24 protein-coding genes are annotated in these 25529 nt (G+C 67.8%); 16 read left to right on the forward strand and 8 right to left on the reverse strand.

Annotated features, from left to right (window positions below; translation table 11 throughout):
• The first annotated feature begins 23 nt into the window (after positions 1-23).
• The 8 genes from KIT53_RS04385 (at position 24) to KIT53_RS04420 (ending at position 9299) form a co-directional block, all read left to right on the forward strand.
• A complete protein-coding gene (locus tag KIT53_RS04385) occupies positions 24-710 on the forward strand; it encodes a TetR/AcrR family transcriptional regulator (RefSeq protein WP_297748240.1) in 687 nt (228 codons plus the stop codon).
• Positions 707-1603, forward strand: a complete 897-nt coding sequence (locus KIT53_RS04390) for an SDR family oxidoreductase (RefSeq protein WP_297748242.1) — start codon at positions 707-709, stop codon at positions 1601-1603. Before KIT53_RS04385 ends, KIT53_RS04390 begins: the two co-directional genes overlap by 4 nt.
• A gap of 312 nt (positions 1604-1915) precedes the next feature.
• On the forward strand, positions 1916-3493 hold the full coding sequence (locus KIT53_RS04395; RefSeq protein ID WP_297748949.1) for a carboxyl transferase domain-containing protein: 1578 nt from the start codon (positions 1916-1918) through the stop codon (positions 3491-3493).
• Positions 3494-3564: 71 nt separating this feature from the next.
• A complete protein-coding gene (locus KIT53_RS04400) occupies positions 3565-4737 on the forward strand; it encodes an acyl-CoA dehydrogenase family protein (protein ID WP_297748245.1) in 1173 nt (390 codons plus the stop codon).
• On the forward strand, positions 4734-5573 hold the full coding sequence (locus tag KIT53_RS04405; protein ID WP_297748247.1) for an enoyl-CoA hydratase-related protein: 840 nt from the start codon (positions 4734-4736) through the stop codon (positions 5571-5573). Before KIT53_RS04400 ends, KIT53_RS04405 begins: the two co-directional genes overlap by 4 nt.
• Positions 5570-7642 (forward strand): biotin carboxylase N-terminal domain-containing protein, encoded by a 2073-nt coding sequence (locus KIT53_RS04410; RefSeq protein ID WP_297748250.1) that lies wholly within the window; start codon positions 5570-5572, stop codon positions 7640-7642. The genes KIT53_RS04405 and KIT53_RS04410 overlap by 4 nt, the downstream gene beginning before the upstream one ends.
• Positions 7639-8811: an acyl-CoA dehydrogenase family protein gene (locus tag KIT53_RS04415; protein ID WP_297748253.1), complete on the forward strand. Its 1173-nt coding sequence runs from the start codon at positions 7639-7641 to the stop codon at positions 8809-8811. Before KIT53_RS04410 ends, KIT53_RS04415 begins: the two co-directional genes overlap by 4 nt.
• Positions 8808-9299: a thioesterase family protein gene (locus KIT53_RS04420; protein WP_297748256.1), complete on the forward strand. Its 492-nt coding sequence runs from the start codon at positions 8808-8810 to the stop codon at positions 9297-9299. The genes KIT53_RS04415 and KIT53_RS04420 overlap by 4 nt, the downstream gene beginning before the upstream one ends.
• On the opposite strand, the gene KIT53_RS04425 is transcribed toward KIT53_RS04420, so the two are convergent.
• Positions 9284-9730: a DUF2784 domain-containing protein gene (locus tag KIT53_RS04425; RefSeq protein ID WP_297748258.1), complete on the reverse strand. Its 447-nt coding sequence runs from the start codon at positions 9728-9730 to the stop codon at positions 9284-9286. The two genes, KIT53_RS04420 and KIT53_RS04425, sit on opposite strands and share 16 nt — an antisense overlap.
• Positions 9731-10024: 294 nt before the next feature.
• On the opposite strand from KIT53_RS04425, the gene KIT53_RS04430 reads away from it, so the two are divergent.
• The 3 genes from KIT53_RS04430 (at position 10025) to KIT53_RS04440 (ending at position 12652) form a co-directional block, all read left to right on the forward strand.
• Entirely contained in the window at positions 10025-10294 is a 270-nt protein-coding gene (locus tag KIT53_RS04430; RefSeq protein ID WP_297748261.1) for a hypothetical protein, read from the forward strand.
• A 376-nt stretch (positions 10295-10670) separates the two neighbouring features.
• Positions 10671-11627, forward strand: a complete 957-nt coding sequence (locus KIT53_RS04435; protein WP_297748264.1) for a hypothetical protein — start codon at positions 10671-10673, stop codon at positions 11625-11627.
• Positions 11624-12652 (forward strand): helix-turn-helix transcriptional regulator, encoded by a 1029-nt coding sequence (locus KIT53_RS04440; RefSeq protein WP_297748267.1) that lies wholly within the window; start codon positions 11624-11626, stop codon positions 12650-12652. Before KIT53_RS04435 ends, KIT53_RS04440 begins: the two co-directional genes overlap by 4 nt.
• 123 nt (positions 12653-12775) lie before the next feature.
• On the opposite strand, the gene KIT53_RS04445 is transcribed toward KIT53_RS04440, so the two are convergent.
• The 6 genes from KIT53_RS04445 to KIT53_RS04470 form a co-directional block, all read right to left on the reverse strand.
• Positions 12776-13948 carry an ABC transporter substrate-binding protein gene (locus KIT53_RS04445; RefSeq protein ID WP_297748269.1) on the reverse strand — a complete coding sequence of 391 codons (1173 nt, stop codon included), beginning with the start codon at positions 13946-13948 and terminating at the stop codon, positions 12776-12778.
• 44 nt (positions 13949-13992) lie between these two features.
• Positions 13993-15852, reverse strand: coding sequence for a long-chain fatty acid--CoA ligase (locus KIT53_RS04450; RefSeq protein WP_297748271.1), 1860 nt, complete (start codon positions 15850-15852; stop codon positions 13993-13995).
• Between the two features lie 72 nt (positions 15853-15924).
• Complete coding sequence (locus KIT53_RS04455; protein WP_297748274.1) at positions 15925-16713, reverse strand: ABC transporter ATP-binding protein; 789 nt, start codon at positions 16711-16713, stop codon at positions 15925-15927.
• Positions 16710-17540, reverse strand: a complete 831-nt coding sequence (locus KIT53_RS04460; protein ID WP_297748277.1) for an ABC transporter ATP-binding protein — start codon at positions 17538-17540, stop codon at positions 16710-16712. The genes KIT53_RS04455 and KIT53_RS04460 overlap by 4 nt, the downstream gene beginning before the upstream one ends.
• Positions 17537-18613 carry a branched-chain amino acid ABC transporter permease gene (locus KIT53_RS04465; RefSeq protein ID WP_297748280.1) on the reverse strand — a complete coding sequence of 359 codons (1077 nt, stop codon included), beginning with the start codon at positions 18611-18613 and terminating at the stop codon, positions 17537-17539. Before KIT53_RS04465 ends, KIT53_RS04460 begins: the two co-directional genes overlap by 4 nt.
• 73 nt (positions 18614-18686) lie before the next feature.
• Entirely contained in the window at positions 18687-19562 is an 876-nt protein-coding gene (locus tag KIT53_RS04470) for a branched-chain amino acid ABC transporter permease (protein WP_297748283.1), read from the reverse strand.
• Between the two features lie 213 nt (positions 19563-19775).
• Here KIT53_RS04470 and KIT53_RS04475 point away from each other — a divergent pair, with 213 nt between their 5' ends.
• From KIT53_RS04475 to KIT53_RS04490, 4 genes are all read left to right on the forward strand, one after another.
• Entirely contained in the window at positions 19776-21182 is a 1407-nt protein-coding gene (locus tag KIT53_RS04475; protein ID WP_297748286.1) for an acyclic terpene utilization AtuA family protein, read from the forward strand.
• Positions 21179-21553, forward strand: a complete 375-nt coding sequence (locus KIT53_RS04480; protein WP_297748289.1) for a hypothetical protein — start codon at positions 21179-21181, stop codon at positions 21551-21553. Before KIT53_RS04475 ends, KIT53_RS04480 begins: the two co-directional genes overlap by 4 nt.
• Positions 21553-22347 carry a crotonase/enoyl-CoA hydratase family protein gene (locus KIT53_RS04485; protein ID WP_297748292.1) on the forward strand — a complete coding sequence of 265 codons (795 nt, stop codon included), beginning with the start codon at positions 21553-21555 and terminating at the stop codon, positions 22345-22347. The genes KIT53_RS04480 and KIT53_RS04485 overlap by 1 nt, the downstream gene beginning before the upstream one ends.
• Before the next feature lie 75 nt (positions 22348-22422).
• Positions 22423-23172, forward strand: coding sequence for a type 1 glutamine amidotransferase (locus KIT53_RS04490; RefSeq protein WP_297748295.1), 750 nt, complete (start codon positions 22423-22425; stop codon positions 23170-23172).
• A gap of 12 nt (positions 23173-23184) precedes the next feature.
• On the opposite strand, the gene KIT53_RS04495 is transcribed toward KIT53_RS04490, so the two are convergent.
• Positions 23185-23634, reverse strand: a complete 450-nt coding sequence (locus KIT53_RS04495) for an acyl-CoA thioesterase (protein ID WP_297748299.1) — start codon at positions 23632-23634, stop codon at positions 23185-23187.
• Positions 23635-23674: 40 nt separating this feature from the next.
• On the opposite strand from KIT53_RS04495, the gene KIT53_RS04500 reads away from it, so the two are divergent.
• Positions 23675-25522, forward strand: coding sequence for an ABC transporter ATP-binding protein/permease (locus tag KIT53_RS04500; protein WP_297748301.1), 1848 nt, complete (start codon positions 23675-23677; stop codon positions 25520-25522).
• The last annotated feature ends 7 nt before the right edge of the window (positions 25523-25529 follow it).

Genomic DNA, 25529 nt, shown 5'->3' on the forward strand with positions numbered 1-25529 from the left:
GGCGCGCTGCTATCGTGCGGCGCATGTCCGTGCAAGCCGTCGATTCCACGCCCGCCAACACCCCGCGCCGCGCGCGCGGGCGGCCACGCAAGACCCTGGACGAACGCGATGATGGCAACCGCCGCCGCGCGCTCATCGCCGGGGCCGCGCGCCTGTTCCGCCAGCAAGGCTTTGCCGCCACCACCACACGCGGCATCGCCGCCGCCGTGGGCATGCATTCGGGTTCGCCCTTCTACCATTTCGAGAGCAAGGAGGCGCTGCTGGCGGCCGTGATGCTCGAAGGCATGCAAGGCGCGCTGCAGCGCCAGAACCGCGCGCTGGGGGCGTTGCCGGCAGATGCCTCGGCGCGGGAGCGCCTGCAGGTGCTGGTGCGCAACCACTTCGACGTGCTGCTCGGGCCCGACAGCGACTTCATTCCCGTGATGCTGTACGAGTGGCGCGCCATCAGCGCCCTGCAGCGCGGCGAGGTCAACCGCCTCAAGGACGAGTACGAGGCCGCCTGGGTTCCGGTGCTGGAGGCGCTGCACGCGCAGGGCAGTCTCGCCGCCGACCCGGTGCTGGCGCGGCTCATGATCTTCGGCGCCCTCAACTGGTCGGCGCAGTGGTACATGCCGCCCTCGGGCCGCAGCGCCAAGGCGCGCGCGCGCGCTTCCCTGGACGAACTGGCCGGCGCCGCGCTGAAGCTGTTTCTGAAGGACATCGGCCCATGAGCGCACCTTCTGCCTACCGCTCTGTGTTTGCACCCGGCAGCTTTGCCGGCCGTGTGGTGGTGGTCACCGGCGGGGGCTCTGGCATTGGCCGCTGCACCGCCCATGAACTTGCCAGCCTGGGCGCCCATGTCGTGCTGGTCGGGCGCAACCTGGCCAAGCTGCAGGACGTCGCCGGGGAGATCGTGGCCGATGGTGGCCGCGCCAGCTTCCACGCCTGCGACATCCGGCAGGAGGACGCCGTGCGCACCGTGGTCACCGCCATCATGGGCGCGCACGGGCGCATCGACGCCCTGGTCAACAACGCCGGCGGCCAGTACATCACGCCACTGGAGAACATCAGCGCCAAGGGCTGGCAGGCCGTGGTGGACACCAACCTGACCGGCGGTTTCCTGATGGCACGAGAGTGCTACGTGCAGGGCATGCAGGCCAGCGGCGGCGCCATCGTCAACATCGTGGCCGACATCTGGGGCTCCATGCCGGGCATGGGCCACAGCGGCGCCGCACGCGCCGGCATGGTGAGCTTCACCGAAACCGCTGCGCTGGAATGGGCGCGCAGCGGCGTCCGGGTCAACGCCGTCGCGCCGGGCTACATCGCCTCCAGCGGCATGGACCACTATCCCCCCGAAGCCGGACCCATGCTGCGCGAGATGCGCGAGACGGTCCCGGCGGGCCGCTTCGGCAACGAAGCGGAAACCTCGGCCGCCATCGTCTTCCTGCTCAGCCCCGCGGCGAGCTTCATCAGCGGCAGCGTGCTGCGCGTCGACGGCGCGCGCCCGCAGGTGCGCCTGGGCTGGGGCCAGGTGGCCGCGCCGCAGGCCGCGCAGACGCGCGACGCCGTGAAGCCGTTCGATGGTTTTCACCGCTACGTCACGCCCAAGGTGTTCCAGGAATGAAGCGACATCCGATCGAGTCAGGCCCTTTCCCGTACGGGCTGAACCCCCTTCCGTTCGAGTTGCGCCCCCTCCCGTTTGGGCTGAGCTCTCTCCCGTTCGGGCTGAGCTCTCTCCCGTTCGGGCTGAGCTCTCTCCCGTTCGGGCTGAGCTTGTCGAAGCCCTGGCCCAGGTGTTGGCAAACCCGCCACCGCTTCATGCCTTGGCCCCTCCGCCAGGCCCGTTCGAACGCCTCACCCCGGAGACCGACAAGTGAACGGGTTTGACTCCAGCTTCAATCCGCAAAGCACGCAAGCGCTGCAACGCCGCGAGGCCATGCTGGCGCGCGTGGCGGAACTGCGCGCGCTCGAAGACCGCGCCGCCCAGGCCTCGGCGAAGTCGAAGCCGGTGTTCGACAAGCGTGGCCAGTTGCTGCCGCGCGAACGCGTGGCGCTGCTGCTGGATCCGGGTGCGCCCTATGTGCCGCTGTGCACCCTGGCGGGCTTTCTGCAGGACACCCGGGACCCTGGCACGTCCGTGCCTGGCGGCGGCATCGTGGCCGGCATGGGCTTCGTCGCCGGGGTGCGCTGCATGGTGGTGGCCAGCGACTCGGGCATCGAGGCCGGTGCGATCCAGCCACGTGGCCTGGAGAAGATCCTTCGGGTGCAGGAGATCGCGCTGGAGAACCGCCTGCCCTTCGTGCACCTGGTGGAAAGCGCGGGCGCCAACCTCACCAAGTACAAGGTCGAAGGCTTTGTGCACGGGGGCTCCCTGTTCCGCAACCTGGCGCGGCTCTCGGCCGCCGGCATCCCGGTCATCACCGTGCAGCACGGATCGGGCACGGCGGGCGGTGCGTACATGCCGGGCTTGTCGGACGTGGTCGTCATGGTGCGCGGCCGCTCGCGCGCCTTCCTGGCCGGGCCGCCGCTGCTGATGGCGGCGACAGGCGAGGTGGCGACCGAAGAAGAACTGGGCGGTGCGGAGATGCACACCACCGTGTCTGGCCTGGGCGAGTACCTGGCGCAGGACGACCGCGAGGCGCTGGGCATCGCGCGCCAGGTGGTGGCCTCCGTGCGGGAAACCGCTCGCACGGGGCCTGTCGAAGCTTCTCCAGCCCCACAGGCCGGGGGGGCGTCCGGCCCCGCCTGCGATCCCGATGACCTGCTTGCCCTCATGCCCACGCACCACCGCGAGCCGGTGGACATGCACGAGGTCATGGCCCGTATCGCGGACGGCTCCCGGCTGCTGGCGTTCAAGCCGCTCTACGGCGCGGCCACGCTGTGCGTGCAGGCCCGCATTGGCGGGCACGCGGTGGGGCTCATCAGCAACAACGGACCCATCGACGTGGCCGGCGCGAACAAGGCCACGCACTTCATCCAGTGGATGTGCCAGTTGGGCCACCCCATCGTCTACCTGCAGAACACCACCGGCTACATGGTGGGCAAGGACAGTGAGCAGGGCGGCATGATCAAGCACGGCAGCAAGATGATCCAGGCCGTCACCAACGCCACGGTGCCCCAGATCACTATCCAGTGCGGCGCCTCTTTTGGCGCCGGCAACTACGGCATGTGCGGACGCGGTTTCGCGCCGCGCTTCCTGTTCAGCTGGCCGCAGGCGAGGACGGCGGTGATGGGGGGCGAGCAGGCCGCGCGCACCATGCAGATCGTGGCCGAGGCGGGCATGGCCCGCAAGGGCATTGCACCCGACCCGGTGCAGATGCAGGCCCAGTTCGACCACATCGTGCAGGTGTTCGAGAGCCAGGCCGACGTCTTCCACACCAGTGGTCTGGTGCTGGACGACGGCGTGATCGACCCGCGCGACACTCGTGCCGTGCTGGCCTTCTGCCTGGACACCTGTGCCGAGGCGGCCGCGCGCGAACCCCGGCGCATGCAGTTCGGCGTGGCGCGCATGTAGGTGGAACAGAACCCTGTCCGGACCGGCCCGGCTCGGACCAAGCGGAAGATGGATGGCAAAGGAGACAGCAGATGCAGTTCACCCACGAACACCGTGAAATCCAGAAGACGCTCAAGCGCTTCATCGACGAGCAGATCAACCCGCATGTAGATGCCTGGGAGGCTGCCGAGATCTTTCCCGCGCACGAGGTGTTCAAAGGCCTGGGCGACCTGGGCCTGCTGGGCCTGACCAAGCCGGAGGCCCATGGGGGTGCCGGCCTGGACTACAGCTACAGCGTGGCCATGGCCGAGACGCTGGGGCACATCCACTGTGGTGGCGTGCCCATGGCCATCGGCGTGCAGACCGACATGGCCACGCCCGCGCTGGCGCGCTTCGGCTCGGAAGAGCTCAAGGCGCAGTTCCTCGCGCCGGCCATCCGTGGCGAGGCGGTCGGCTGCATCGGCGTGTCCGAGCCCGGCGCGGGCAGCGACGTGGCCGGCATCCAGAGCGTGGCGCGCAAGGACGGTGACGACTACGTGATCTCCGGCCAGAAGATGTGGATCACCAACAGCCTGCAGGCCGACTGGATGTGCATGCTCGTCAACACCAGCGATGGCCCGGCACACAAGAACAAGAGCCTGGTGATGGTGCCCATGCGGGAGAACGGGCGGTTGGTCAAGGGCATCGAGGTGGCGCAGAAGATCCGCAAGATTGGCATGCACAGCAGCGATACCGGGCTGATCTACTTCGACGAAGTGCGCGTGCCCCAACGCTACCGCATCGGCCAGGAAGGCGCGGGCTTCATCTACCAGATGCAGCAGTTCCAGGAGGAGCGCCTGTGGTGCGCGGCGAGCACGTTGCAAAGCCTCTCCAACTGCATCGAGTGGACGGTGGAGTGGGCGCAGGAGCGCAAGCTCTTTGGCGCCGCCCTGGCCGACCAGCAGTGGGTGCAGTTCAAGCTGGCCGAGCTCAAGACCGAGGTCGAGTCGCTGCGCGCGTTGACCTACCAGGCTTGTGAACACTATGTGGCCGGCGAGGACGTGACCGAGTGGGCCACCATGGCCAAGCTCAAGGCCGGCCGCCTGAACCGGACCGTGCCCGACACCTGCCTGCAGTTCTGGGGCGGCATGGGCTTCACACTGGAGAACAAGGTCTCGCGCATGTACCGCGACGGGCGGCTGGCCTCCATCGGCGGTGGTGCGGACGAAGTCATGCTGGGCATCCTCACCAAGATCATGGGCATCGCCAAGAGGCCGGGGCGATGAGCGTGGACCCCTTTCTCGTCGACCGTCAGGGCGATACCGAGCGCTGGACGCTCAACGACCCGGCTTCGCGCAACGCGCTGTCCGACACCATGGTGCTGGGCCTGTACGAAGCCGCGCTGCGCGCGCAGCGGGATCCGTCGCTGCGCTTCATCGTGCTCGATGGCGCGGGCGGCGCCTTCAGCGCCGGTGGCAGCCTGGGCGGTTTTGCCAGCGCCATTGGCCAGGCGCTGGCGCCGGGCGAGGAAGACCCGCTGGTGGCACTGAACCGGGGCTATGGCGACTTGCTCCATGCCCTGTGCGAGCTGCCGCAACTGCTGCTGTGCGTGGTGGACGGTGCCGCGATGGGCGGCGGATTCGGCCTGGTGTGCTGCGCCGACCATGTGATCGCCACCCGGCGCGCCACCCTGGGCACGCCCGAAGTCACGTTGGGCCTGCCGCCGGCGCAGATCGCCCCCTTCGTGTGGCAGCGGCTGGGCGATGCCGCCGCACGCCAGTGCCTGCTGCAGGGGCGCGTGCTGCGGGCCGAAGAAGCGCTGGCCGTGGGGCTGGTGGACGAACTGGTGGACGAGGCGGCGCTGGACGCCAGCGTGCGTGCCCGCGTGCAGGCGCTGCGCCGCGCTGCGCCCGCGGCGGTGGCCAGCACCAAGCGCCTGCTGCAGCGGCTGCGCGTTCGCGTGCCCGACCTGCGCGATGAGGCCGCCATTGCCTTCGCCACGGCCCTGCGCGGCCCGGAAGCGGCGGCCGGCCTGTCGGCGTTCGCGAAGAAGCACCCCGCGCCGTGGGCACAGGAGCCCGCGCGGGCCGGTGCCGGATCGGATGGGGGCGGCAAGACATGAAGCGCCTCCTGATCGCCAACCGCGGCGAGATCGCCCGTCGCGTCATCCGCACCGCCCATGCCATGGGCATCGAGACCGTGGCCGTCTTTTCCGAGCCCGATGCCGGCGCGCTGCACGTGCGCGAGGCCACTGTCGCGTTCGCGCTCGGCGGCGCGGCCTCGGCCGACAGTTACCTGCGCGTGGACCGCCTGCTGGCTGCCGCGCGCGCCACCGGGGCGGACGCGTTGCACCCCGGTTACGGCTTTCTCAGCGAGGACGCGGATTTTGCCCAGGCCGTGATCGACGCCGGCCTGACCTGGGTCGGTCCTCCACCCGCCGCCATCCGCGCGCTGGGCAGCAAATCGGCGGCCAAGGCACTGGCGCAGGCGCAGGGCGTGCCCTGCCTGCCGGGCTACTTTGGCACCGACCAGCGCGACGAGACCTTTGTCGCCGAAGCCCGGCGCATGGGCTTTCCCCTCATGGTCAAGGCCGTGGCCGGTGGCGGCGGCCGCGGCATGCGCCTGGTGACCGAGGCGTCGCAATTGCCCGCTGCCTTGCAGAGTGCGCGTTCTGAGGCGCGGGCGGGCTTTGCGAATGCCGACCTGCTGATCGAACGCGCCCTGCTGCGGCCCCGGCATGTGGAGGTGCAGGTGTTTGCCGACGCGCATGGCCACTGCATCCACCTCGGTGAACGCGATTGCTCGGTGCAGCGCCGGCACCAGAAGATCATCGAAGAAGCGCCCAGTCCGGTGGTCTCGCCCGCGCTGCGAGAGGCCTTGGGCCGGTGCGCGGTGGCACTGGCCCAGGCGGCGGGCTATGTGGGGGCGGGGACGGTGGAGTTTCTGTTGGACGAGGTCGAACGGGAGGGCGAGGGCTTCGACAGGCTCAGCCCGAACGGTGGTGGACTCAGCCCGAACGGTGGTGGGCTCGGCCCGGATGGTGGACTCGGTTGGGATGGGGGTGAGACCACCCCCCCCGTTCGGGCTGAGCCTGTCGAAGCCCTCACCCACCCGGCCTTCTTCCTGATGGAGATGAACACCCGCCTGCAGGTGGAACACCCCGTCACGGAAGCGCTCACCGGCCTGGATCTCGTGGAATGGCAACTGCGCGTGGCGCGCGGCGAGCCGCTGCCGCTGACGCAGGACCAGGTGCGCCTGCAGGGCCATGCCATCGAGGTGCGCCTGTGCGCCGAAGACGAGCACCACACGCCGCACACCGGCCGCGTGCTCCGGTTCGACGCACCACCGCCCGTCCCGGGCCTGCGCTTCGACCATGCGCTGGAGGCCGGGACCGTGGTGACGCCTCACTACGACGCCATGCTGGGCAAGCTCATCGCGCATGCACCCACGCGCACCGAAGCGGCGGACCGTCTGGCGTGTGCGCTCGATGGCACACGGCTGCTGGGCCTGCCCACCAACCGGGCCTTTCTCGCCGCCTGCCTGCGCCATCCGGTATTCCGTGCCGGCGAAGCGCGCATTCCCTTCCTGGCCGAACAGGGCGAGGCCGTGCGCGCGGCCCTGAGCCCACCGGCCGACGCCGTACTGGCCGCCGTGCTGGCGGCGACCTTCCACGAACGGCCGCCCGCGCTGGCGCTGCCGTGCCCGTTCGCGCGCGGGCTGCGCTGGCAACACGGCGAGGCCTTGCTCGAACCCGTGTTGCGCGAAACCGGTGCCGCAAGCCTGCAAGTGGTCTTGGCGGGACGCGAGTGGCGGGCAGAGGTGTCGCCCGGCCGCGTGTGGGTGGACGGCGTCGCCTGGCCCGTGGCCGCGGTGCCACTGGGCGCCGGGCGCTGGCAGGTGCAGGCGGGCGCCCATACGCTGGAACTGCGCGACCTCAGCCTGGCCGCGCGCGAAGGGGCCGGTGGCGGCGCGGCCGCGCGCGAACTGCGCGCCCCGTTCAACGGCCGCCTGATCGCCGTGCATGCACAAGCCGGTGCGGCCCTCGCCAAAGGCGAGCCGTTGCTCGTCATCGAGTCCATGAAGCTCGAACACACCCTGGCCGCGCCGCGCGATCTGCGCGTGGAAGGTGTCTCGGTCGCCTCCGGCCAGCAGGTGGTGCCAGGGCAGTTGCTGGTGACGTTCGCGCCATGAACACGCTGTGCGCCACGCACTTCACCGCCGAGGACCGCGCCGCGCTCGTCGACACGGTGCGGCGCTTCGCCACGCAGGCCATCGCCCCGCACGTCGATGCGTGGGACGAGGCCGGCGCCTTTCCGCGCGAGCTGCACTTGCAGGCCGCCGCGCTCGGCCTGCTGGGCCTGGGCTACCCCGAGCACCTGGGAGGCACGCCCGCGACCTGGCGCGCGCGCAACGCCATGTCGCAGACGCTGGCCCGGCACGGCGGCAGCGGCGGCGTGATGGCCAGCCTCTTCACCCACAACATCGGCCTGCCGCCGGTGCTCGCGCATGGCAGCCCCGAACTGCAGGCCGAGGTGATTCCCCCCGTGCTGCGCGGCGAACGCATCGCGGCACTGGGCATCACCGAACCCGGCGGCGGCTCCGACGTGGCCGCGCTGCGCACCACCGCGCGGCTGGCGGACGATGGGTCGCACTGCGTGATCGACGGCGAGAAGGTGTTCATCACCTCCGGCATGCGCTGCGACTGGATCACCTTGGCGGTGCGCACCGATCCAGCCAACCAGGGCGCCGGTGGCATCGGCATGATCGTCGTGCCCTGCGATCTCCCCGGCATCTCGCGCAGTCCGCTGCGCAAGATGGGCTGGCTCTGCTCCGACACCGCCCACCTGCGTTTCGACGCGGTGCGCGTCCCGGTGCGTTACCTGCTCGGTGCCGAAGGTGCGGGGTTCCGCATGGTCATGGCCAACTTCAACGGCGAACGACTGGCCCTGGCCGCGATGGCGTTGGGTTTCGCCGAGGCCTGCCAAGACGAAGCCCTGGCCTGGGCCCGCCAGCGCCAGACCTTCGGTGCGCCGCTGATCGAGAGGCAGGTGATCCGCCACCGGTTGATGGACATGCGCATGCGCATCGCCTCGACCCAGGCCTGGCTGGACGCACTGGCTGACCGCGCGGACGCCGGCGACGGCGGAGCCGACTGGGTGGCCCAGGTCTGCCTGCTCAAGAACCACGCCACCCAGACCATGCAGTTCTGCGCCGACGCGGCGGTGCAGACCCTGGGCGGCATGGGCTATATGCGCGGCACCGTCAGCGAACGCCTGTACCGCGAGGTCAAGGTCATGACCATTGGCGGTGGCGCCGAGGAAATCATGAAAGAGCTCGCCGCGAGACAATGGAACCTATGAGCAAGACCAACGCCCACCCCCCGCATCCCGTCGAATTCGAACCCGAGTTCGCCGATGGCCTGCGCGACATCTTCGAGGACAAGATCGTCTTCAACCGCGTGCTCGGCCTGCAGGTGCTTGGCATCAAGCCCGACCGCGTCACCGGCCGCATCACCATGAAGCCCGAACTGATCGGCCACTTCCTGCACAACCGTGTGCATGGCGGCGTGGTCAGCGCCGCGCTCGATGCCATGGGCGGCCTGGCCTGCGTGGCCGCCATCGGTGGCCGCCATATGGACGAACCCCCGCAGCAGCGCCTGCAGCGCTTCAGCAAGCTCGGCACCATCGACCTGCGCATCGACTACCTGCGGCCCTGCGTGGGCACGCATTTCGACCTGACCGCCGAAGTGCTGCGCCTGGGCTCGCGCGTGGCGAACACGCGCATGGAGTTCCGCGCGGCGGACGGCAAGCTGCTGTGCACCGGGGCCGGGGCCTACATCGTGTCCTGAGCCGTCCTGCGCCCAACACCGCGCGAGGTGGGGCGCACCCACCACCAGGCCAGCGCGACCAGAAGCGCGAACACCGTGTAGGCCACGACGAACACCCACCAGGGCGCCTGCCAGTACAGCAGGCGCGAAAGCCAGTGCGCGATGAAACTCTCGCCATAGGCCGCCTGGCCGGCGATGCGGCGCAGGTCCTGTTCCCACACCGTCAGCGGACACAACTGGCCCAGCCAGGCCTGCACGGCGATGAAGACCATCAACCCCAGATGTGTCGCACGCAGGCCGAAACGACGCACCCACTGCCAGCCCAACACGCCGCCAGCCAGCACCAGCGGCAGCAGCCCCACCACGAACACGACGATGCCCACATGCAGCGTCAGCAGCACGTCGGCCAGCAGCGCGGCGGTGGGCGGGGATGGGTGAATGGGGAGCGACATGGGCAAGGCATCGTGCCAATGGGATTGCAGACCAGATTTTCTGACGGCTGCAGCCAGCGGGTTGAAATACCTCAACCGCCACTGTTTTTCAGGGTCATGCCCAAAAGGGGATGGCGGAGTTCTTCGAAGTCTTCGCCCAACCTGGGGCGGCGATGGGCTGCTGACTTTCTCGCGTTCTCAGAATGCTGCGCGAGGCGTCGCTGAGAGACGACGCTTTTTGTGTGCAGTCGGCACGAGGCTGCGGGCCAGGCGCTTCAATAGGGAGGACCATGAAACTCGAAGCCCTTGATTCTCATGAGCGCGCTTGTGCTTGAGGTCGACCGGGGGCGTGCCGGTGAAGAGCGGTGTCAGATTGAGCACGGCCTGCATGGCTCTCACCTCTCCCTGCAGGAGGCACAGTATTTGCGCAAGATCCTGCCTCAGGTGCCACAGGCCATCCAGGTCCTGTGCCTGGCATATGCGTTGCCGTATCTCCATGTCTTGACGAAGACCATGTTCTCCGAGCAAGGCCAACATGGCCTGACGCACACGCAGCATGTGAAGCAACTCGACGGCCGTACGTGATTCGGCGTGGGCGGGGAGGGTGCTGGGCTGGGACATCTCGGACTCCTGGCGAACGGAAGTTCATTCAACCCCCGGGGGTTTATCGGGTCTACCTGTCCGGGTGGGTAGGGTCGGCGCACCCACGCTGATCGGCTCCTCGTGCCGCATCTATGCCCCTTGAACATCTTTTCGTTGATGTTTATTCATGTTTTGTTCCTATCGAGAGGCAAGTGGGGAATGGCGACGTCGCGACCAATGGACGTGAAGAGAATCCATCGCCACATGCAGGGAGATGCCTCCGTTCCGGGTGATCCGGAACCCTCCGGGGCGTTCCCGTGCCAGGTGGCTGCGGATGTCTTTCCGCGCCGTGTCACCCACCCGGAACCGAGGACGGAGCATGCGATTGCCCTTGCTGAAGACCACCACCGCAGTGGTGTTCCTGGACGATGACGAGCGTTTCCTGGACACGCTGTCGTTGCTCATCCCCGAGCGATTTCCTGTGTCCCTTTTCACGCACCCGGCGGAGCTCGATGCCCGGCTGTCCCGTCTGGATGAGGACTTGGCCGAGGAGCAGCGGCTGCTGGGGGCCGTTGTGGATGGAGGGAGCCGTGGCGCCCTGCGCTGCGCTCTGGACTACCTGGCCTGGACAGGGAGCGACCGAATTCCGGGTGTGCTGGTGTCGGATCACGCCATGCCTGCGGAGTCGGGTGTGTCCGTTTGCGCGCGCCACTGCCATGCTTTCGTGTTGCGCCGGGTGCTGCTTACAGGCGTGGCCGATGCGGCCCTGGCCATTCGTGCTGTCAACGAGGGTGCGATCGACGCCTTCCTGAGCAAGAACACCCCGTGCCTTGTGGAGCACCTCGTCGGCATGCTGCATGAGCAGAGCCTGCGGGCGCTGGAGATCCGGGGCCGGCGGTTGGCGGAGGGTTTGTCCGCGTGCTCGGAGCAACTGCTGTCCCGCCCGGAAATCGCCGCCGCATTGACGGGACGCCTCTCCACGATGGGGCTGGTGGCGCATGTGGTGGTGGGGGATCCCCTGGGCGTTCTGGGAGTGTCCGCCGAAGGCCAGTGGATCTGGGTGCAGATCGAGACGGTGCAGAGTCTGCGGGATCTCGCGGACTGCCTGCATGAAATGGGTGTCGCGCCCGGTACCGTGCAAGGGGTGCGCGAATGCAGGGCCCTGCCCAATGTGGAGTTGGCGGCGGTGTTCGACGGCTTGCCGCCGAGGCTGTCGCCCCTGCAGGCGTTGGCGGCCACGGAGCCGGAGGTGTTCGCCGCGGTGTTCGATCTCTCAGCCGACGGGATGGCTTTGACGGTGCCTGCGCCCTTGACGCTGGCGGTGGCCGGGGAATGAGTGTCGCCGCGGGCAGGGCCGCGCGGCCTTTCGTTCTGGACGAACGGGAATTCACCCTCGTGGCCCGCCAGGACCATGCTGGCCTGCATGTCTGGCTGGAGCGACCCGGAGGCCAGGTGTGGATGCCTGTGAGCGAGCCGTTGCCCGAGGGGCATGGCCTGGCTGTGGACCTGTTCCATGAGATCGTCGCGCTCACCTTCGACGATCCGGAGACCATCGTGGAGGAGGTCGGCCAGCGCAGCGGCTGGTTCGAGCCCACGGGCCGCACCGTGGCCTATCCGAGCAACCAGCAAAACGAGGTATGGCGGCTGACGCCGGCCTGTCTGGCGCTGATTCGCCCGCCGAACGTGACCGCCCGCATCCACCGGCTGCTGGACCAGGCCGCACCCGGGCGCATGCCGCCTGCCGGCTGCCTGGATGGCGTTGCCCGGTCCCTGCTCGGGCGTGTGCGCTGCCACGGTTATTCGGCGCTGGCGATGGCCCGCCCGGACGTGCTGTCCGCCTGCGAGGGGCCGGTGCAGCGCGTGCTGGCGGTGGCCACTTCCGCGCCGCTGTTCCACCACGCGCACGAGGTCTTGAGAAGCGCGATGCCCGGCGGTGAACTGGTGACGTCGGTCGATGCCTTGTCCGCGCCACCGCCCTGGCAGGGTTTTCTGCAGGACCTGGGGTACCGGCATGCGCTCGTCGTGCGTGTGCCGGTGGCGGCCACGGCGAGCTACGACTTCCTGCTCTGCAGCACCAGTGCCTGTGTCACCGATAGCCGACGCGATGGCGCGGCGCTGGAGGTGCTGCGTGCCTGGCCGACATGGCGCGAGACCGTGCAGCGTGAGATATGTCCGCTCAGCGCGCGCGAACGCGAGGCCCTGCAGGCGCTGGCTTCGGGCCTGACCGGTGCCGAGGCCAGCCTGCGGCTCGACTGCTCGGAGCGCACCTTCCGCATGCATTCGGACAACGCGCGCCGCAAGCTGCGAGCGGCCAATGGCACGCAGGCGGTGCACCGGGCGCATCTGCTGTGCGCGTGGTAGCGCGGGCGGTCGCCAGGCAAAAAAAACCGTCAGCACACGAGGTGCTGACGGTCGCGCAAAAGCAAGGCGGTCTGTCGGACCCTATGGCGGCAGGCCGTCTTGCCCCTCTCAATCCTTCGTGCGTCAGTCCTTGGGCGACATGTACTCGGAGATCACTTTCCAGCGGCCGTCCTGGATCTGCGACAGGCGCGAGGCGTTGCTGCCCAGGCGCTTGGTCGGGCTGAAGGTCATTTCCGCGCTGCCGAAGATGTCGGGCGGAATCTTCATCGTGTCCATGGCCTTGATGAAGCTGTCGGTGGTCAGGTTGGGCCCCGCCTTGGTCGCGGCGCGGATGAAGGCGTCGATGGAACCGTAGCCGTAGACCGAGAACACGGTGGGGTCCTCATTGAACTTGGTCTGGTACTTGTTGGCCCAGAAGCGCAGAGGTTGCGAGGCCGAGTCGAGGTAGGGGTGCTGCACCGTCATGGCGGCGTAGAAGCCGTTCATCGCGGGGCCGCCCAGCTTGTGGATCAGGTCGGTGTAGGCGGCGCTGGAGCCCACGAAGGTGGGGTTGTAGCCCAGGCGTTTGGCGGTTGCGATGGCGCCGATGGTCTCGCGGATGATGGTGCCCAGCACGACCAGATCGCACTGCTCGGAGGACAGCTTCTGGATCTGCGAGGCGAAATCGGTGGCGCCGCGCTTGTAGGTGGTCTCCACCGCCATGCTCATGCCCGCCGCCTTGAGGCCATCCTCCGCGCCGCGCTTGACCTCCAGGCCGAACTCGTCGTCCTGGTACATGCTGCACACCTTCTTCGCCCCCTTTTCCTTGGCCAGCAGGGGCGTGACGATCTTCATCTGGTCGTAGTAGGTGGCGGCGAAGGAGTACTTGAGCTTGTGGAATGGCTCGTACATCTGGCGCGCGGCGGTGATCGGGTAGAAGTTGACCACGTTCTTCTGGAACTGCACCGGCATGGCCGCCATGTTCTGAGCGGTGCCGATGTGGCCCACCATGGCGAAGATCTTGTCCTGGTTGACGAGCTTCTGGGCCGCCAGCACGGCGTTGCGCGGGTCGTACTTGGAGTCTTCCACCAACAACCGGATCTTGCGGCCATTGATGCCACCCTGCTCATTGGCTTCGTCCACGCGCAGCAGCATGCCCAGCCGAACCTGTTTGCCAAAGCCCGCGATGGGGCCCGAGAGATCCTGGATGGAGCCGATCACGATCTCGTCTTTGCTCACGCCCTGGGTCTGGGCCTGCGCCGTGGTGCCTGCCGCCAATGCGGCGGCCGCCGCCATCAGTGTCAATCCGGTTTTCATGGTGCTTGTCTCCTTGGTTGGATCGGTTTCGGGTGGCTGACTGACTATGCCCCGTACATGGCGTCAATCTGGGGTGCGTACTTGGTCTGCACCAGCTTGCGCTTGAGCTTCATGGTGGGGGTGAGTTCCTCGTCTTCGGCGCTGAGCTGGGTGTCGAGCAGGAAGAACTTCTTGATCTGCTCCACGCGGGCGAACTTGGCATTCACTCGATCGATCTCGGCCTGGATCAGGGCCTGCACCTCGGGCGCGCGGGTGAGGCTGGCGTAGTTGGAGAAAGGCACGTCGTTGTCCTGCGCATACTTCTCCACGTTCTCCTGGTCGATCATGATGATCACGGTGAGGTAGGGCCGCTTGTCGCCGATGACCACGGCGTCGGTGACGTAGGGGGAGAACTTGAGCTCGTTCTCCAGCTCACTGGGTGTGATGTTCTTGCCCCCTGCGGTGATGATGATGTCTTTCATGCGGTCGGTGATGCGGAAAAACCCTTCCTCATCGACCGTTCCCACATCGCCGGTGTGCAGCCAGCCATCGGGGTCGATGGTTTCGGCGGTCTTCTCCGGCAGGTTCAGGTAGCCCATGAACACATTGGGGCCTCGCACCAGGATCTCGCTGGTCTGCGGGTCCAGGCGCACCTCGTTGTAGGCGGCGGCCGGGCCGATGCTGCCGGGTTTGATGCGTTGGGCCGGAATGCCGGTGGAAGCCCCGCAGGTCTCCGTCATGCCCCACACCTCCAGCATGGGAACGCCCAGCGCGAGGTACCAGCGCACCAGGTCGGGTGAGATCGGCGCCGCGCCCGTGACCAGGAAGCGCGAGCGGTGGATGCCAATGAGCTTGCGCACGTTGTCCAGCACGAGCAGGCGTGCCAACCGGAAACGCAACTTCAGGCTGCCCGGCACGGTCTGCCCGGCCATCACACGGTCGGCCACCTGCTGGCCCACGCCGATCGCCCAGCCATAGGCGGCCTGCTGCAGCCGGCTGGCTTCCTTGAGCGCGATCATCACGCCCGAGTAGAACTTCTCCCACACCCGGGGCACGGCGGTGAACACCGTGGGAGCGATCTCGCGCACGTTTTCCGGCACCGTCTCGGGGTTCTCCACGAAGTTGAGCCGGGCACCGGTGTAGAGCGAGAAATACTCACCGCCCATGCGCTCGGCGATGTGGCACAGGGGCAGGAAGCACATGCACTCGTCGCTGTCGTAGCGCGGCAGGATGGCGTTGTACCCGCGCACGGTGTAGACCAGACCGTGGTGGCTGTGCATGGCCCCTTTGGGCTTGCCGGTGGTGCCCGACGTATAGACCAGGATGGCCAGGTCGTCGGGCCTGACCGCGGCCACGCGCGCGGCCATTTCGTCCGGGTGCACGCGCAGGTGCTCACGCCCCAGTTCGCGCAGAGCCTGCAGGCTCATGACCTGCGGATCGTCCAGCTCGCGCAGGCCATCCATGTCGCTGACGACGATCTTGCGCAACAGGGGCAGGCGCTCGCGCACCTCCAGCGTCTTGTCCAGCTGTTCGTCGTCTTCCACGAACAGCACCGTGGTGCGCGAGTCCTCGCAGAGGTACTGCACCTGCTCGGCGGCGTCGGTGGGGTAGATGCCATTGGACACGCCGCCGGCACACAGCACCGCGAGGTCGCACAGCACCCAATCGATGGTGGTGTTGGAGAGGATGGAGGCGGTTTCCCGGGGCTGGAAGCCCAGCGCCATCAGCCCGTGCGCAATCTCGCGAACCGCTTCACCGGTCTGGTTCCAAGTCCAGCTCCGCCAGATGCCGAAATCCTTCTGCCTCAGCCACACCGTGTCGCCGCGCGCCTTCACGCCATTCCAGAACATGGCTGGAATGGTGTCGCCGTCCAGCACGATCCGTGTCTGCGGCTGAATGTGAGAGAGGTCCCAGAGGTAGGTCATGGTGGGTGGGGGTTGAGCGTTGGGCGGTAGGTGGGGAAGACGCTCGACGCCGAACGCCGAACGTCCAACCTCTCATCTCCAGTTCTTCTTCTTTTTCCAGCGCCGGTCGGCGCGCACGCCGGCCTCCTTCATGCCCAGGTAGAACTCCTTGATGTCGTCCTTCTCGCGCAGGTGGGCGCAGGTGTCTTCCATCACGATGCGGCCGTTCTCCAGCACGTAGCCGTAGTCGGACGCGTTGAGGGCCATGTTGGCGTTCTGCTCGACCAGCAGAATGGTGGTGCCGCGATCGCGGTTGATGCGCACCACGATCTCGAAGATCTCCTTGGTGAGCTTGGGTGAGAGGCCCAGGCTGGGCTCATCGAGCAGGATCAGGTCCGGGTCGGCCATGAGGGCGCGGCTGATGGCCAGCATCTGCTGCTGGCCACCCGAGAGCAGGCCGGCGTCCTGCAGTGCACGTTCCCGAAGAATGGGGAAATAGGCGTAGACGGACTCCATGTCGCGCGCCACGCCGTCGCGGTCCTTGCGGGTGTAGGCGCCCATGAGCAGGTTGTCGCGCACCGAGAGCAGCGGGAACACCTCGCGGCCTTCCGGCACATGCGAGAGGCCCTGCTGCACGATGAAGGCGGGGTCGTGGGCGGTGATGTCCTCGCCCTTGAACTCGATGCTGCCTTTGCGCGGGTCGATGATGCCGCTGATGGTCTTGAGGATGGTGGTCTTGCCCGCGCCGTTGGAGCCCAGCACGGTGGCGATCTCGCCCCGGCGCACCTGCAGGCTGACGCCGCGTATGGCCTTGATCGGACCGTACGCGCTCTCCACGTTGGACAGCTTGAGCACGGGGGCGTCTGTGGTCGCGACCGTCATGCGTTCACCTTCCTGAGGGGCGTTTCGCGGCGCAGGCTGGAGACATCGTCCACGCTGCCCAGGTAGGCCTCGATCACACCCGGGTCGCTCTGCACCTCGGCCGGCGTGCCGGTGGCCAGTTCGCTGCCCATGCTCATGGCGAGCACACGGTCCGACACCTTGGAGACCAGGCTCATGTCGTGTTCCACCATCAGCACCGTGATGCCCAGTTCGTCCTTGATGTCGCTGATCCAGAATGCCATGTCCTCGGTCTCTTCCACGTTCAAGCCGGAGGAGGGTTCGTCGAGCAGCAACAGCCGGGGCTCGGTACACAGGGCGCGCGCCAGCTCGACCACTTTGCGCACGCCGTACGGCAGGCCGGCCACCATGGATTCGCGGTGGTGCTGCAGGTCCAGCAGGTCGATGACGTGTTCCACCTTCTCGCGCGCCTCGATCTCGGCGGCCCGGGTGCGCCGCGTGAAAAGGATCTCGCTCCACAGACCGGTACGCCGGTGCGTGTGGCGTCCGATCAGCAGGTTTTGCAGCACGGTGGCGTGCTCGAAGAGTTCGATGTTCTGGAAGGTGCGCGCGATACCCAGGCCGGCGATGCGGTGCGGCGCCTGCTCGGTCAGCCGCAGGGTTCCGTCCGGGCCTTCGTAGTCGATGGTGCCGGTGGTCGGTGTGTAGATGCGGCTGATCAGGTTGAAGACCGTCGTCTTGCCCGCGCCGTTGGGGCCGATGAGGGTGAACACCTCGCCCTTCTTCACGTCGAAGCTCACGTTGTTGACCGCCAGCACGCCGCCGAAGCGCACACTGAGGTTCCGGGCCGACAGGAGAACCTGGTTCATTTCAGCCGATCCGATTTCTGGAAGGATTTCTGCCGCTTGAACATGCCCTTGCGGTAGAACGGAAAAAGTTGGAACCAGGTGCGGACCTTGAGCCAGCGTCCGTACAGGCCCATGGGCTCGAACAGCACGAAGGCAATGAGCACCGCCCCATACACCGCGCCCTGCAGGCCGGCGGCCTGGCCGATGGCGGCGGGCAGGAAGTCCTTGCCCAGCGCGATGAGCTGCGGCATCACGATGAGGAAGATGGCGCCGAGGAAGGCGCCGTGGATGGACCCCAGCCCGCCAATGACCACCATCAGCAGCAGGTCGATGGACTGGATGATGCTGAACTGCTCGGGCGAGAGGAACTGGATCTTGTGCGCGTACAGCGCGCCGCCGATGCCCGCCAGCGCCGCGGACAGCGCGAACGACAGCGTCTTGTAGCGTGCGAGATGGATGCCCATGCTCTGCGCCGAGATCTCCGAATCGCGGATGGCGACGAAGGCGCGGCCGGTGGGGCTGCGCATGAGGTTGACGATGGCCAGCGTGGCCAGCACAGTGACGGTCAGGCACAGGAAGTAGAACTCGTTGGTCGAGTCCAGCTCCCAGCCGAACAGGGCGGGGTAGCTCACCATCAGCCCCGCGTTGCCGCCGGTGAGGTGCTCCCAGCGCGCGATGACCTCTTCGACGATGAAGCCGAAGGCCAGTGTGGCCATGCCGAGGTAGATGCCCTTGACGCGCAGCGCCGGCAGGCCGACCACCATGCCCACCGCCGCCGAGAGCAGGCCCGCGCAGGCCAGCGCCAGGGGGAAAGGCACGCCGGCATTGACCATGATGGCCTGTGTATAGGCCCCCACGCCCAGGAAGGCGGCATGGCCCAGCGAGAACAGCCCGGTGAAGCCGGCCAGCAGCATCAGCCCAAGGCCGACGATGGCGTAGATCAGCACGAAGGTGAGCTGCGCGAGCCAGTACTCCGCAACGATCCAGGGCGCGACCAGCAGAAACAGGCAGAGCAGGCCGTACCAGAAGACATGACCGCCGTGCTTGGCCAGCCGGATGTCCTGGTCGTAGTCGGTCTTGAACAGGAATCTCATGCCAGAAATCCTCTTCCCGCAGTGCCTTCGGCGCCCGGCGCGGCCGGCCGGTTCTGGCAGCGTGGTGGGCGCGTCATACTTTTTTCCTCAGCGTCTCGCCGAAGAGGCCGTTGGGCTTGAGCACCAGCATGAGCAGCACCACCACATAGGGCGCTACATCCTTGAAGCCCTCGGGCAGGTAGAACCCGGAGAGCGCCTCGACGATGCCGATAATCAGGCCGCCCACGATGGCGCCGGGCAGGCTGCCGAAGCCTCCCACCACGGCGGCCGGGAAGGCCTTGAGGCCGATGAAGCCCATGTTGGCGTGCACGAAGGTGATGGGCGCGAGCAGCAGGCCGGCCACGGCGGCCACGCCCGCCGCCAGGCCCCACACCAGGCCGTTGAGTCGCTTGACCGGGATGCCCATGTAGTAGGCCGCGAGCTGGTTCTGCGACGCGGCCTGCATGGCGATGCCGAGCTTGCTGTAGCGGAACATCGCGAACAACAGGCCGCAGAGCAGGGCGGTGGAGCCGATCACCACCACCTGTTCGGCCGACACCACCAGTTCACCCAGGCGCAGCACCTCGTTGGCGTAGGGCACAGGCAGGGTGTGCGTGTCGGTGCCTATGTCAGGGATCATGGTGATCAGGCCGCGCAGCAGATAACCCACGCCGATGGTGAGCATGACGATGGAGAACGCAGGCTGGCCCAGGATGGGGCGGATGACCACGCGTTCGATGGCCACGCCGAACAGGCCCATGGCCACGATGGCCGCCGGCACCGAGAGCCAGAACGGAAAGCCCAGCATGGTCATGGCCGCCAGCCCGAAGAACGCGCCCACCATCATCAGGTCGCCCTGGGCGAAGCTCACCGTCTCCGTGGCCTTGTAGATCAGCACGAAACCCAGGGCAATGAGGCCGTAGATGCAGCCCTGGGCCACGCCGCTGATCAGCAGCTGCAGCAGTTGCACACGTGTCTCCTAATATTCTTGTCGTGGCCGTAGCGGCGTGGCCAGACGCTGAGCCAAGTTATAGCTGTCCTCCCCGGGACTGGCGCTAGGGGTTGTCCCCCATCCTGAGTCGCTCACGTGATATGAAGATGAAACATCCCCTGCGCGCCGCGCGGCGGAGGGCACTTCTTCGTACGCAGCCGGCCGACCTTCGGTGCGGCAGAGACCATTGACATGAAATCCATACGAATCGGCGCGGGCCTGGGCTTCTATGGCGACAACTGGGAACCCGTGGTGGCGAGCATCGAGCGCGGCGGCGTGCAGTTCATCGCCAGTGACCACCTGGCCGAACTCACCCTGGCCATCCTGCAGAAAGACCGGCAGCGCGATCCCGCGCTGGGTTATGCGCGCGACGTGGTGCCCATGCTGCTGCGGCTTTGGCCGCTGATGCGCGAGCGTGGCGTGCGCTTTGTCTGCAACGCGGGGGGGCTGAACCCCGGCGGGGCGGCGCAGGCCGTGCTGGCTGCCTTCGCGTCCCGTGGCTGGACAGCGCGCATCGCCGTGGTCAGCGGCGACGACGTGCTGCCGCGTCTGCTGGGCACCGCTGAGGCCGACACGCCGGACTTCGCACACCTGTTCACGGGTGAGCCGCTCGCGCGCGTGCGCGAGCGGCTCGTGTTCGGCAACGCCTACCTCGGGGCGCAGCCCATCGTGGACGCGCTCGATGCCGGCGCCGACATCGTGATCACCGGCCGCGTGGCGGACGCCGCGCTGTTCCTCGGGCCGCTGGTGCATGGTCTGGGCTGGACGCTGCGGGGCGCTCGCGACGCGCAGGCGCTGGACCGCCTGGCCCAGGGGCTCACCGTGGGCCATCTGCTGGAGTGCTCCGGCCAGGGCAGTGGCGGCAACTTCGGCAGCCAGGGTGCCTGGCGGCAGATCCCCGACCTCGCGCACATCGGCTATCCCATCGCCGAGGTCTGGGAGGACGGCAGTGCGCTCCTCACCAAGGCGCCGGGCACCGGGGGGCGCGTGAACTTCGACACCGTGCGCCAGCAACTGCTCTACGAGGTGCACGACCCGCATGCTTACCACTCGCCGGATGTGGTGCTGGACATGGGCGCCATCAGTTTGATCGACGAGGGGGGCGACCGCGTGCGGCTCACCGGTGCGCGTGGCGCGGCACCGAGCGACATGCTCAAGGTGGTGGCCGGCTTCAGCGATGGCTTCAAGGCCGAGGTCACCTGGGGTTTCTCATGGCCCGATGCCTGGGACAAGGCGCAGGCCGCGCAGGCCACCATCCGCACCCTGTTGAAAGAGCGGCGCATTCCGCACGAAGAGCTGTACGTGGAGTACCCGGGGTTGAACTCCGCGCACGGGGCCCTCGCCCCCATGCCGGCGGCCGACGCGCTCAACCAGGCCAATGAGATCTGGACGCGGCTGGTGCTGCGCACCGCCGAGAAGTCCGCCGCCGACGGCTTTGGGCGCCTGTTCCCCTGGATGGGGCTGAGCGGGCCGGCCTACACCTGCGGCTTCACCGGACTGCACAACACCAGCGAACTGCTGGGCATCTGGCCCACGCTGATACCCCGCGCGCTGGTCGAGCCCGCTGTGACGGTGACTTGGGCGGGAGAGCCAGCATGAGCCCGCTTCTTCGCGTACCGCTGGTGCGTCTGGCGCACGCGCGCAGCGGCGACAAGGCCGACTGGGTCGACTTCGGGCTCTTTGCCTGGAACGAGGCCGGTTACCGCGTGCTGGCGCGCGAGGTCACGGTGGCCCGCGTGCAAGCGCATTTCGCGCCCTGGTTGCCCGGCCAGGTGGACAGGTGGCCGCTGCCGAACATCCTGGCCATCAAGCTGGTGCTGCGCGGCGCGCTGCAGGGCGGTGGCGCGCGCAACCTGCGGCTGGACAACCTGGGCAAGGCCATGGCTGGGGCCCTGCTGCGCATGGAGGTCGAGGTGACGCAGGCCGAACTCGACGAGGTGCTGAACAACCCGCGCATGGGAGTGTGGTGATGACGGATGCGGTGACGACGGACAGGCTGGGTGAGATCTGGGTGGTCACGCTGGACCGCCCCGAGGTGCGCAATGCGGTGGACAGCCCGACCGCCCGCGCGCTGTACGACACCTTCCTGGCGTTCGAAGACGACGCCCAGGCCCGCGTGGCGGTGTTCCACGGCGCACACGGCCACTTCTGCGCCGGCTGGGACCTGCAGTTCGGCGCGCGGCTGGCGGCCGGGGGCGACACCGGCGGGCTGGACCTGGATTTCGCCGCAGACGACGCGCGCGCCTTGGGGCCCATGGGACCCTCGCGCCTGCAACTGACCAAACCCGTGGTGGCTGCGGTGAGCGGTGCGGCGGTGGCCGGGGGCATGGAGCTGGCACTGTGGTGCGACATGCGGGTGGTCGAGGAGGACGCCTACTTCGGCGTCTACTGCCGCCGCTTCGGCGTGCCGCTGATCGACGGGGGAACCGTGCGCCTGCCGCGCCTGATCGGCATGGGCCACGCGATGGACCTCATCCTGACCGGCCGCAAGGTGGAGGCGGCCGAGGCCTTGCAGATGGGCCTGGCCAACCGCGTGGTGCCGAGCGGACAGGCGCGCGATGCCGCGATCGCGCTGGCGCGGCAGCTTGCCGCTTTTCCACAGGCCACGATGCGCGCCGACCGAGAGAGCGCCCTGCGCCAATGGGACCTGCCGCTGGGCGAGGCGCTGCGCCAGGAGTGGGCGCGGGGGCGAGAGCGCATACCCGATGCGCTGGAGGGGGCTCGGCGTTTCTCGGCGGGGGAAGGACGCCATGGGCGGTTTTGAGGTCTTCCGGTTCTTCTCTGGCAGGGGGCCAACGGCCCATGAAAACCACCCCACCGACCTTCCTATGATCACCCCATGACCCAGGAAGGCCCCCATTCCCCACCTCCCGCCGAGGTGCTGGTCCTGCAGCACACCCTCGAAGATCCACCCGGCTACCTTGGCCGGTGGCTGGACGCCCGGGGCATCCCCTGGCAGGTGCGCTGCGCCGAAGCCGGGGAGGCCTATCCGGCCAGTGTGCGTGGCTACCGCGCGCTGGCGGTGCTGGGCGGCGAGTGGAGCGCGAACGACGACCGGCCCTCGCTGCGCCAGGCCGAGTCGCTGATCCGGGAGGCGGACGCGCTGGGGGTGCCGGTGATCGGGCATTGCCTGGGCGGGCAACTGATGGCGCGCGCCTGGGGCGGCCGGGTGGCACGCCTGCCCCAGCCCGAGGTGGGCTGGCTGCCCATGCGTCGCCGCGACAGTGCCATGGCGCGGCATTGGCTGGGAGAGGACGCGCAGGCCACGGTCTACCAATGGCACTACGACAGCTTTGTCACGCTGCCGCCGGGGGCGCAACTGCTGGCTTCGTCGGCGGCGTGTGCGCACCAGGCCTTTGCCATCGGTCCTCACCTGGCCATGCAGTTCCACATCGAGATCACGCCGGACAAGATCAACGAGTGGCTGGCCCATCCCGGTGCGGTCTACCCCGACGCCGTGGGGCGGTACCCGGACAGTGTGCAGGATCCGGCGCGCATGAGGGCTGCCACGCGGCACCACCAGGCGGGGAGCGAAGCGCTGGCGGACCACATCTACCAGGCCTGGCGCGAACGCTGGGCGCCGGCCTGATGCACCGGACGGTCAGCCTTTCATCGCAGCCGAGAGGTGTTCCAGGCCATCGCGCGGAATCGGCCGCGGCCGGCCCTCCAGGTCGATCGCCACATAGGTCAGACTGGCTTCGGTGACCTTGACGTACTGGCCCTGGGTCAGGAAGCGTTCGGCGAACACCTCCACCATCACCGTGATGGAGGTGCGGCCCACGCGCGTGACGTGGGCGAAGAAGCTGAGGATGTCGCCCACGCGCACCGGTTGCTTGAAGATGAACTGGTTCACCGCCACCGTGGCCATGCGGCCGCGCACGTAGCGCGCGGGCAGTACCGCGCCGGCCAGGTCGACCTGCGCCATCACCCAGCCGCCGAAGATGTCGCCATTGGCGTTGCAGTCGGCGGGCATGGGAATGACCTTGAGCACCAGTTCCCGGTGGTCGTCGGGCAGGGTGGAAAACGCGTTCGAACTTGAATCGTTGGACATGGGCACAATCTTGAGGCCTGTACTGCCCCCATTGTCCTGCATGCGCCGAGAATCCTCCGCCCCTTCGGGCATCGCTCTGCCCGCCCCCACGGGAGCGTCGGGCGCACCGTCCACCCCCCGGTCCGACTGGGCCACGCTCAGGCGCCTGCTGCCCTATCTGTGGCAGTACAAGGTGCGGGTGGTGCTGGCGCTGGCCTTCATGGTGGTGGCCAAGATGGCCAACGTCGGGGTGCCGCTGCTGCTCAAGGAACTGGTGGATGCCATGACCCTCCCGCCGGGCAGCGCGACCGCGCTGCTGGTGGTGCCGCTGGGCCTGCTGCTGGCCTATGGGCTGCTGCGCCTGTCCACCAGCGTGTTCACCGAGCTGCGCGAACTGATTTTCGCCAAGGCCACCGAGGGCGCCACCCGCAGCATCGCCCTGCAGGTGTTTGGTCACCTGCATGCGCTGTCGCTGCGCTTTCACTTGGAGCGCCAGACCGGTGGCATGACGCGCGACATCGAACGCGGTACGCGCGGTGTGCAGTCGCTGATCTCCTATTCGCTCTACAGCATCTTCCCGACCCTGGTCGAGGTGGGCTTCGTGCTGGTGCTGCTGGGTACCCGCTTCGACATGGGCTACGTCTGGATCACGCTGGTGGCGCTGGTGCTGTACATCGTGTTTACCGTGACGGTCACCGAATGGCGCACCAAGTTCCGCCGCCAGATGAACGAGCTGGAGTCGACCAGCCAGAGCCGCGCCATCGACTCCTTGCTCAACTACGAGACCGTCAAGTACTTCAACAACGAAGCTTTCGAAGCGCGCCGCTACGACGAGGCGCTGGAGCGGTTGCGCCGCGCGCGGATCAAGAGCCAGACCACGCTGTCCATGCTCAATGCCGGGCAGCAACTGGTGATCGCCGTGGCGCTGGTACTCATGCTCTGGCGTGCCACGCAGGGCGTGGCCAACGGCGAACTCACGCTGGGTGACCTGGTGATGGTCAATGCGTTCATGATCCAGCTCTACATTCCGCTGGGTTTTCTGGGCGTGCTCTACCGGGAAATCAAGCAGAGCCTGACCGATCTCGACAAGATGTTCGTGCTGCTGGAGAAGGAGCGCGAGGTGGCCGACGCACCCGAGGCGCAACCGCTGGTGCTGGCGGGGCCGCCCGTGGTGCGCTTCGAGAACGTGCGTTTCTCCTACGAGCCGGCGCGGGAAATCCTGCATGGCGTCAGCTTCGAGATACCGGCGGGCAGGACCGTGGCCGTGGTCGGCCCCTCGGGATCGGGCAAGAGCACGCTGGCGCGTCTGCTGTACCGCTTCTACGACGTGAGCAACGCAGACGAAGGCGGCCGCATCACGCTGGACGGCCAGGACATCAAGGCCGTGACCCAGGCCAGCCTTCGGCAGGCCATAGGCATCGTGCCGCAGGACACGGTGCTGTTCAACGACACCATCGAATACAACATCCTGTACGGCAAGCCGGACGCCGGCCACGAGGCCGCGGTGCGTGCCGCCCAGGCTGCGCACATCCACCAGTTCATCGAACGGCTGCCGCAGGGTTACAAGACCATGGTGGGGGAGCGGGGCCTGAAGCTGTCGGGCGGTGAAAAGCAGCGTGTGGCGATCGCCCGCACCTTGCTCAAGAACCCACCCCTCGTCATCTTCGACGAAGCCACCTCGGCGCTCGACTCGGCCAACGAGCGCGCCATTCAGGCCGAACTGAAAAGCGCCGCGCGCAACAAGACCACCCTGGTGATCGCTCACCGCCTGTCCACGGTGGTGGACGCCCACGAAATCCTGGTGCTGGTGAACGGTGAGATCGTGGAACGCGGCGCGCATGCCGACCTGCTCGCCCGAGGCGGTGTCTACGCGGGCATGTGGGCGCTGCAGCAGAGCAGTGCCGAATAGGGCTTGC

Source organism: Hydrogenophaga sp. (assembly GCF_026125785.1).
In the GTDB taxonomy this organism is placed as follows: Bacteria; Pseudomonadota; Gammaproteobacteria; order Burkholderiales; family Burkholderiaceae_C; genus Hydrogenophaga.

What these genes read in the sequence shown, in the direction of transcription:
- KIT53_RS04385 (WP_297748240.1), top strand. Translation starts at nt 24, where the DNA reads ATGTCCGTGCAAGCCGTCGATTCCACGCCCGCCAACACCCCGCGCCGC.
- KIT53_RS04390 (WP_297748242.1), top strand. Translation starts at nt 707, where the DNA reads ATGAGCGCACCTTCTGCCTACCGCTCTGTGTTTGCACCCGGCAGCTTT.
- KIT53_RS04395 (WP_297748949.1), top strand. Translation starts at nt 1,916, where the DNA reads ATGCTGGCGCGCGTGGCGGAACTGCGCGCGCTCGAAGACCGCGCCGCC.
- KIT53_RS04400 (WP_297748245.1), top strand. Translation starts at nt 3,565, where the DNA reads ATGCAGTTCACCCACGAACACCGTGAAATCCAGAAGACGCTCAAGCGC.
- KIT53_RS04405 (WP_297748247.1), top strand. Translation starts at nt 4,734, where the DNA reads ATGAGCGTGGACCCCTTTCTCGTCGACCGTCAGGGCGATACCGAGCGC.
- KIT53_RS04410 (WP_297748250.1), top strand. Translation starts at nt 5,570, where the DNA reads ATGAAGCGCCTCCTGATCGCCAACCGCGGCGAGATCGCCCGTCGCGTC.
- KIT53_RS04415 (WP_297748253.1), top strand. Translation starts at nt 7,639, where the DNA reads ATGAACACGCTGTGCGCCACGCACTTCACCGCCGAGGACCGCGCCGCG.
- KIT53_RS04420 (WP_297748256.1), top strand. Translation starts at nt 8,808, where the DNA reads ATGAGCAAGACCAACGCCCACCCCCCGCATCCCGTCGAATTCGAACCC.
- KIT53_RS04425 (WP_297748258.1), bottom strand. Translation starts at nt 9,730, where the DNA reads ATGTCGCTCCCCATTCACCCATCCCCGCCCACCGCCGCGCTGCTGGCC.
- KIT53_RS04430 (WP_297748261.1), top strand. Translation starts at nt 10,025, where the DNA reads ATGAGCGCGCTTGTGCTTGAGGTCGACCGGGGGCGTGCCGGTGAAGAG.
- KIT53_RS04435 (WP_297748264.1), top strand. Translation starts at nt 10,671, where the DNA reads ATGCGATTGCCCTTGCTGAAGACCACCACCGCAGTGGTGTTCCTGGAC.
- KIT53_RS04440 (WP_297748267.1), top strand. Translation starts at nt 11,624, where the DNA reads ATGAGTGTCGCCGCGGGCAGGGCCGCGCGGCCTTTCGTTCTGGACGAA.
- KIT53_RS04445 (WP_297748269.1), bottom strand. Translation starts at nt 13,948, where the DNA reads ATGAAAACCGGATTGACACTGATGGCGGCGGCCGCCGCATTGGCGGCA.
- KIT53_RS04450 (WP_297748271.1), bottom strand. Translation starts at nt 15,852, where the DNA reads ATGACCTACCTCTGGGACCTCTCTCACATTCAGCCGCAGACACGGATC.
- KIT53_RS04455 (WP_297748274.1), bottom strand. Translation starts at nt 16,713, where the DNA reads ATGACGGTCGCGACCACAGACGCCCCCGTGCTCAAGCTGTCCAACGTG.
- KIT53_RS04460 (WP_297748277.1), bottom strand. Translation starts at nt 17,540, where the DNA reads ATGAACCAGGTTCTCCTGTCGGCCCGGAACCTCAGTGTGCGCTTCGGC.
- KIT53_RS04465 (WP_297748280.1), bottom strand. Translation starts at nt 18,613, where the DNA reads ATGAGATTCCTGTTCAAGACCGACTACGACCAGGACATCCGGCTGGCC.
- KIT53_RS04475 (WP_297748286.1), top strand. Translation starts at nt 19,776, where the DNA reads ATGAAATCCATACGAATCGGCGCGGGCCTGGGCTTCTATGGCGACAAC.
- KIT53_RS04480 (WP_297748289.1), top strand. Translation starts at nt 21,179, where the DNA reads ATGAGCCCGCTTCTTCGCGTACCGCTGGTGCGTCTGGCGCACGCGCGC.
- KIT53_RS04485 (WP_297748292.1), top strand. Translation starts at nt 21,553, where the DNA reads ATGACGGATGCGGTGACGACGGACAGGCTGGGTGAGATCTGGGTGGTC.
- KIT53_RS04490 (WP_297748295.1), top strand. Translation starts at nt 22,423, where the DNA reads ATGACCCAGGAAGGCCCCCATTCCCCACCTCCCGCCGAGGTGCTGGTC.
- KIT53_RS04495 (WP_297748299.1), bottom strand. Translation starts at nt 23,634, where the DNA reads ATGTCCAACGATTCAAGTTCGAACGCGTTTTCCACCCTGCCCGACGAC.
- KIT53_RS04500 (WP_297748301.1), top strand. Translation starts at nt 23,675, where the DNA reads ATGCGCCGAGAATCCTCCGCCCCTTCGGGCATCGCTCTGCCCGCCCCC.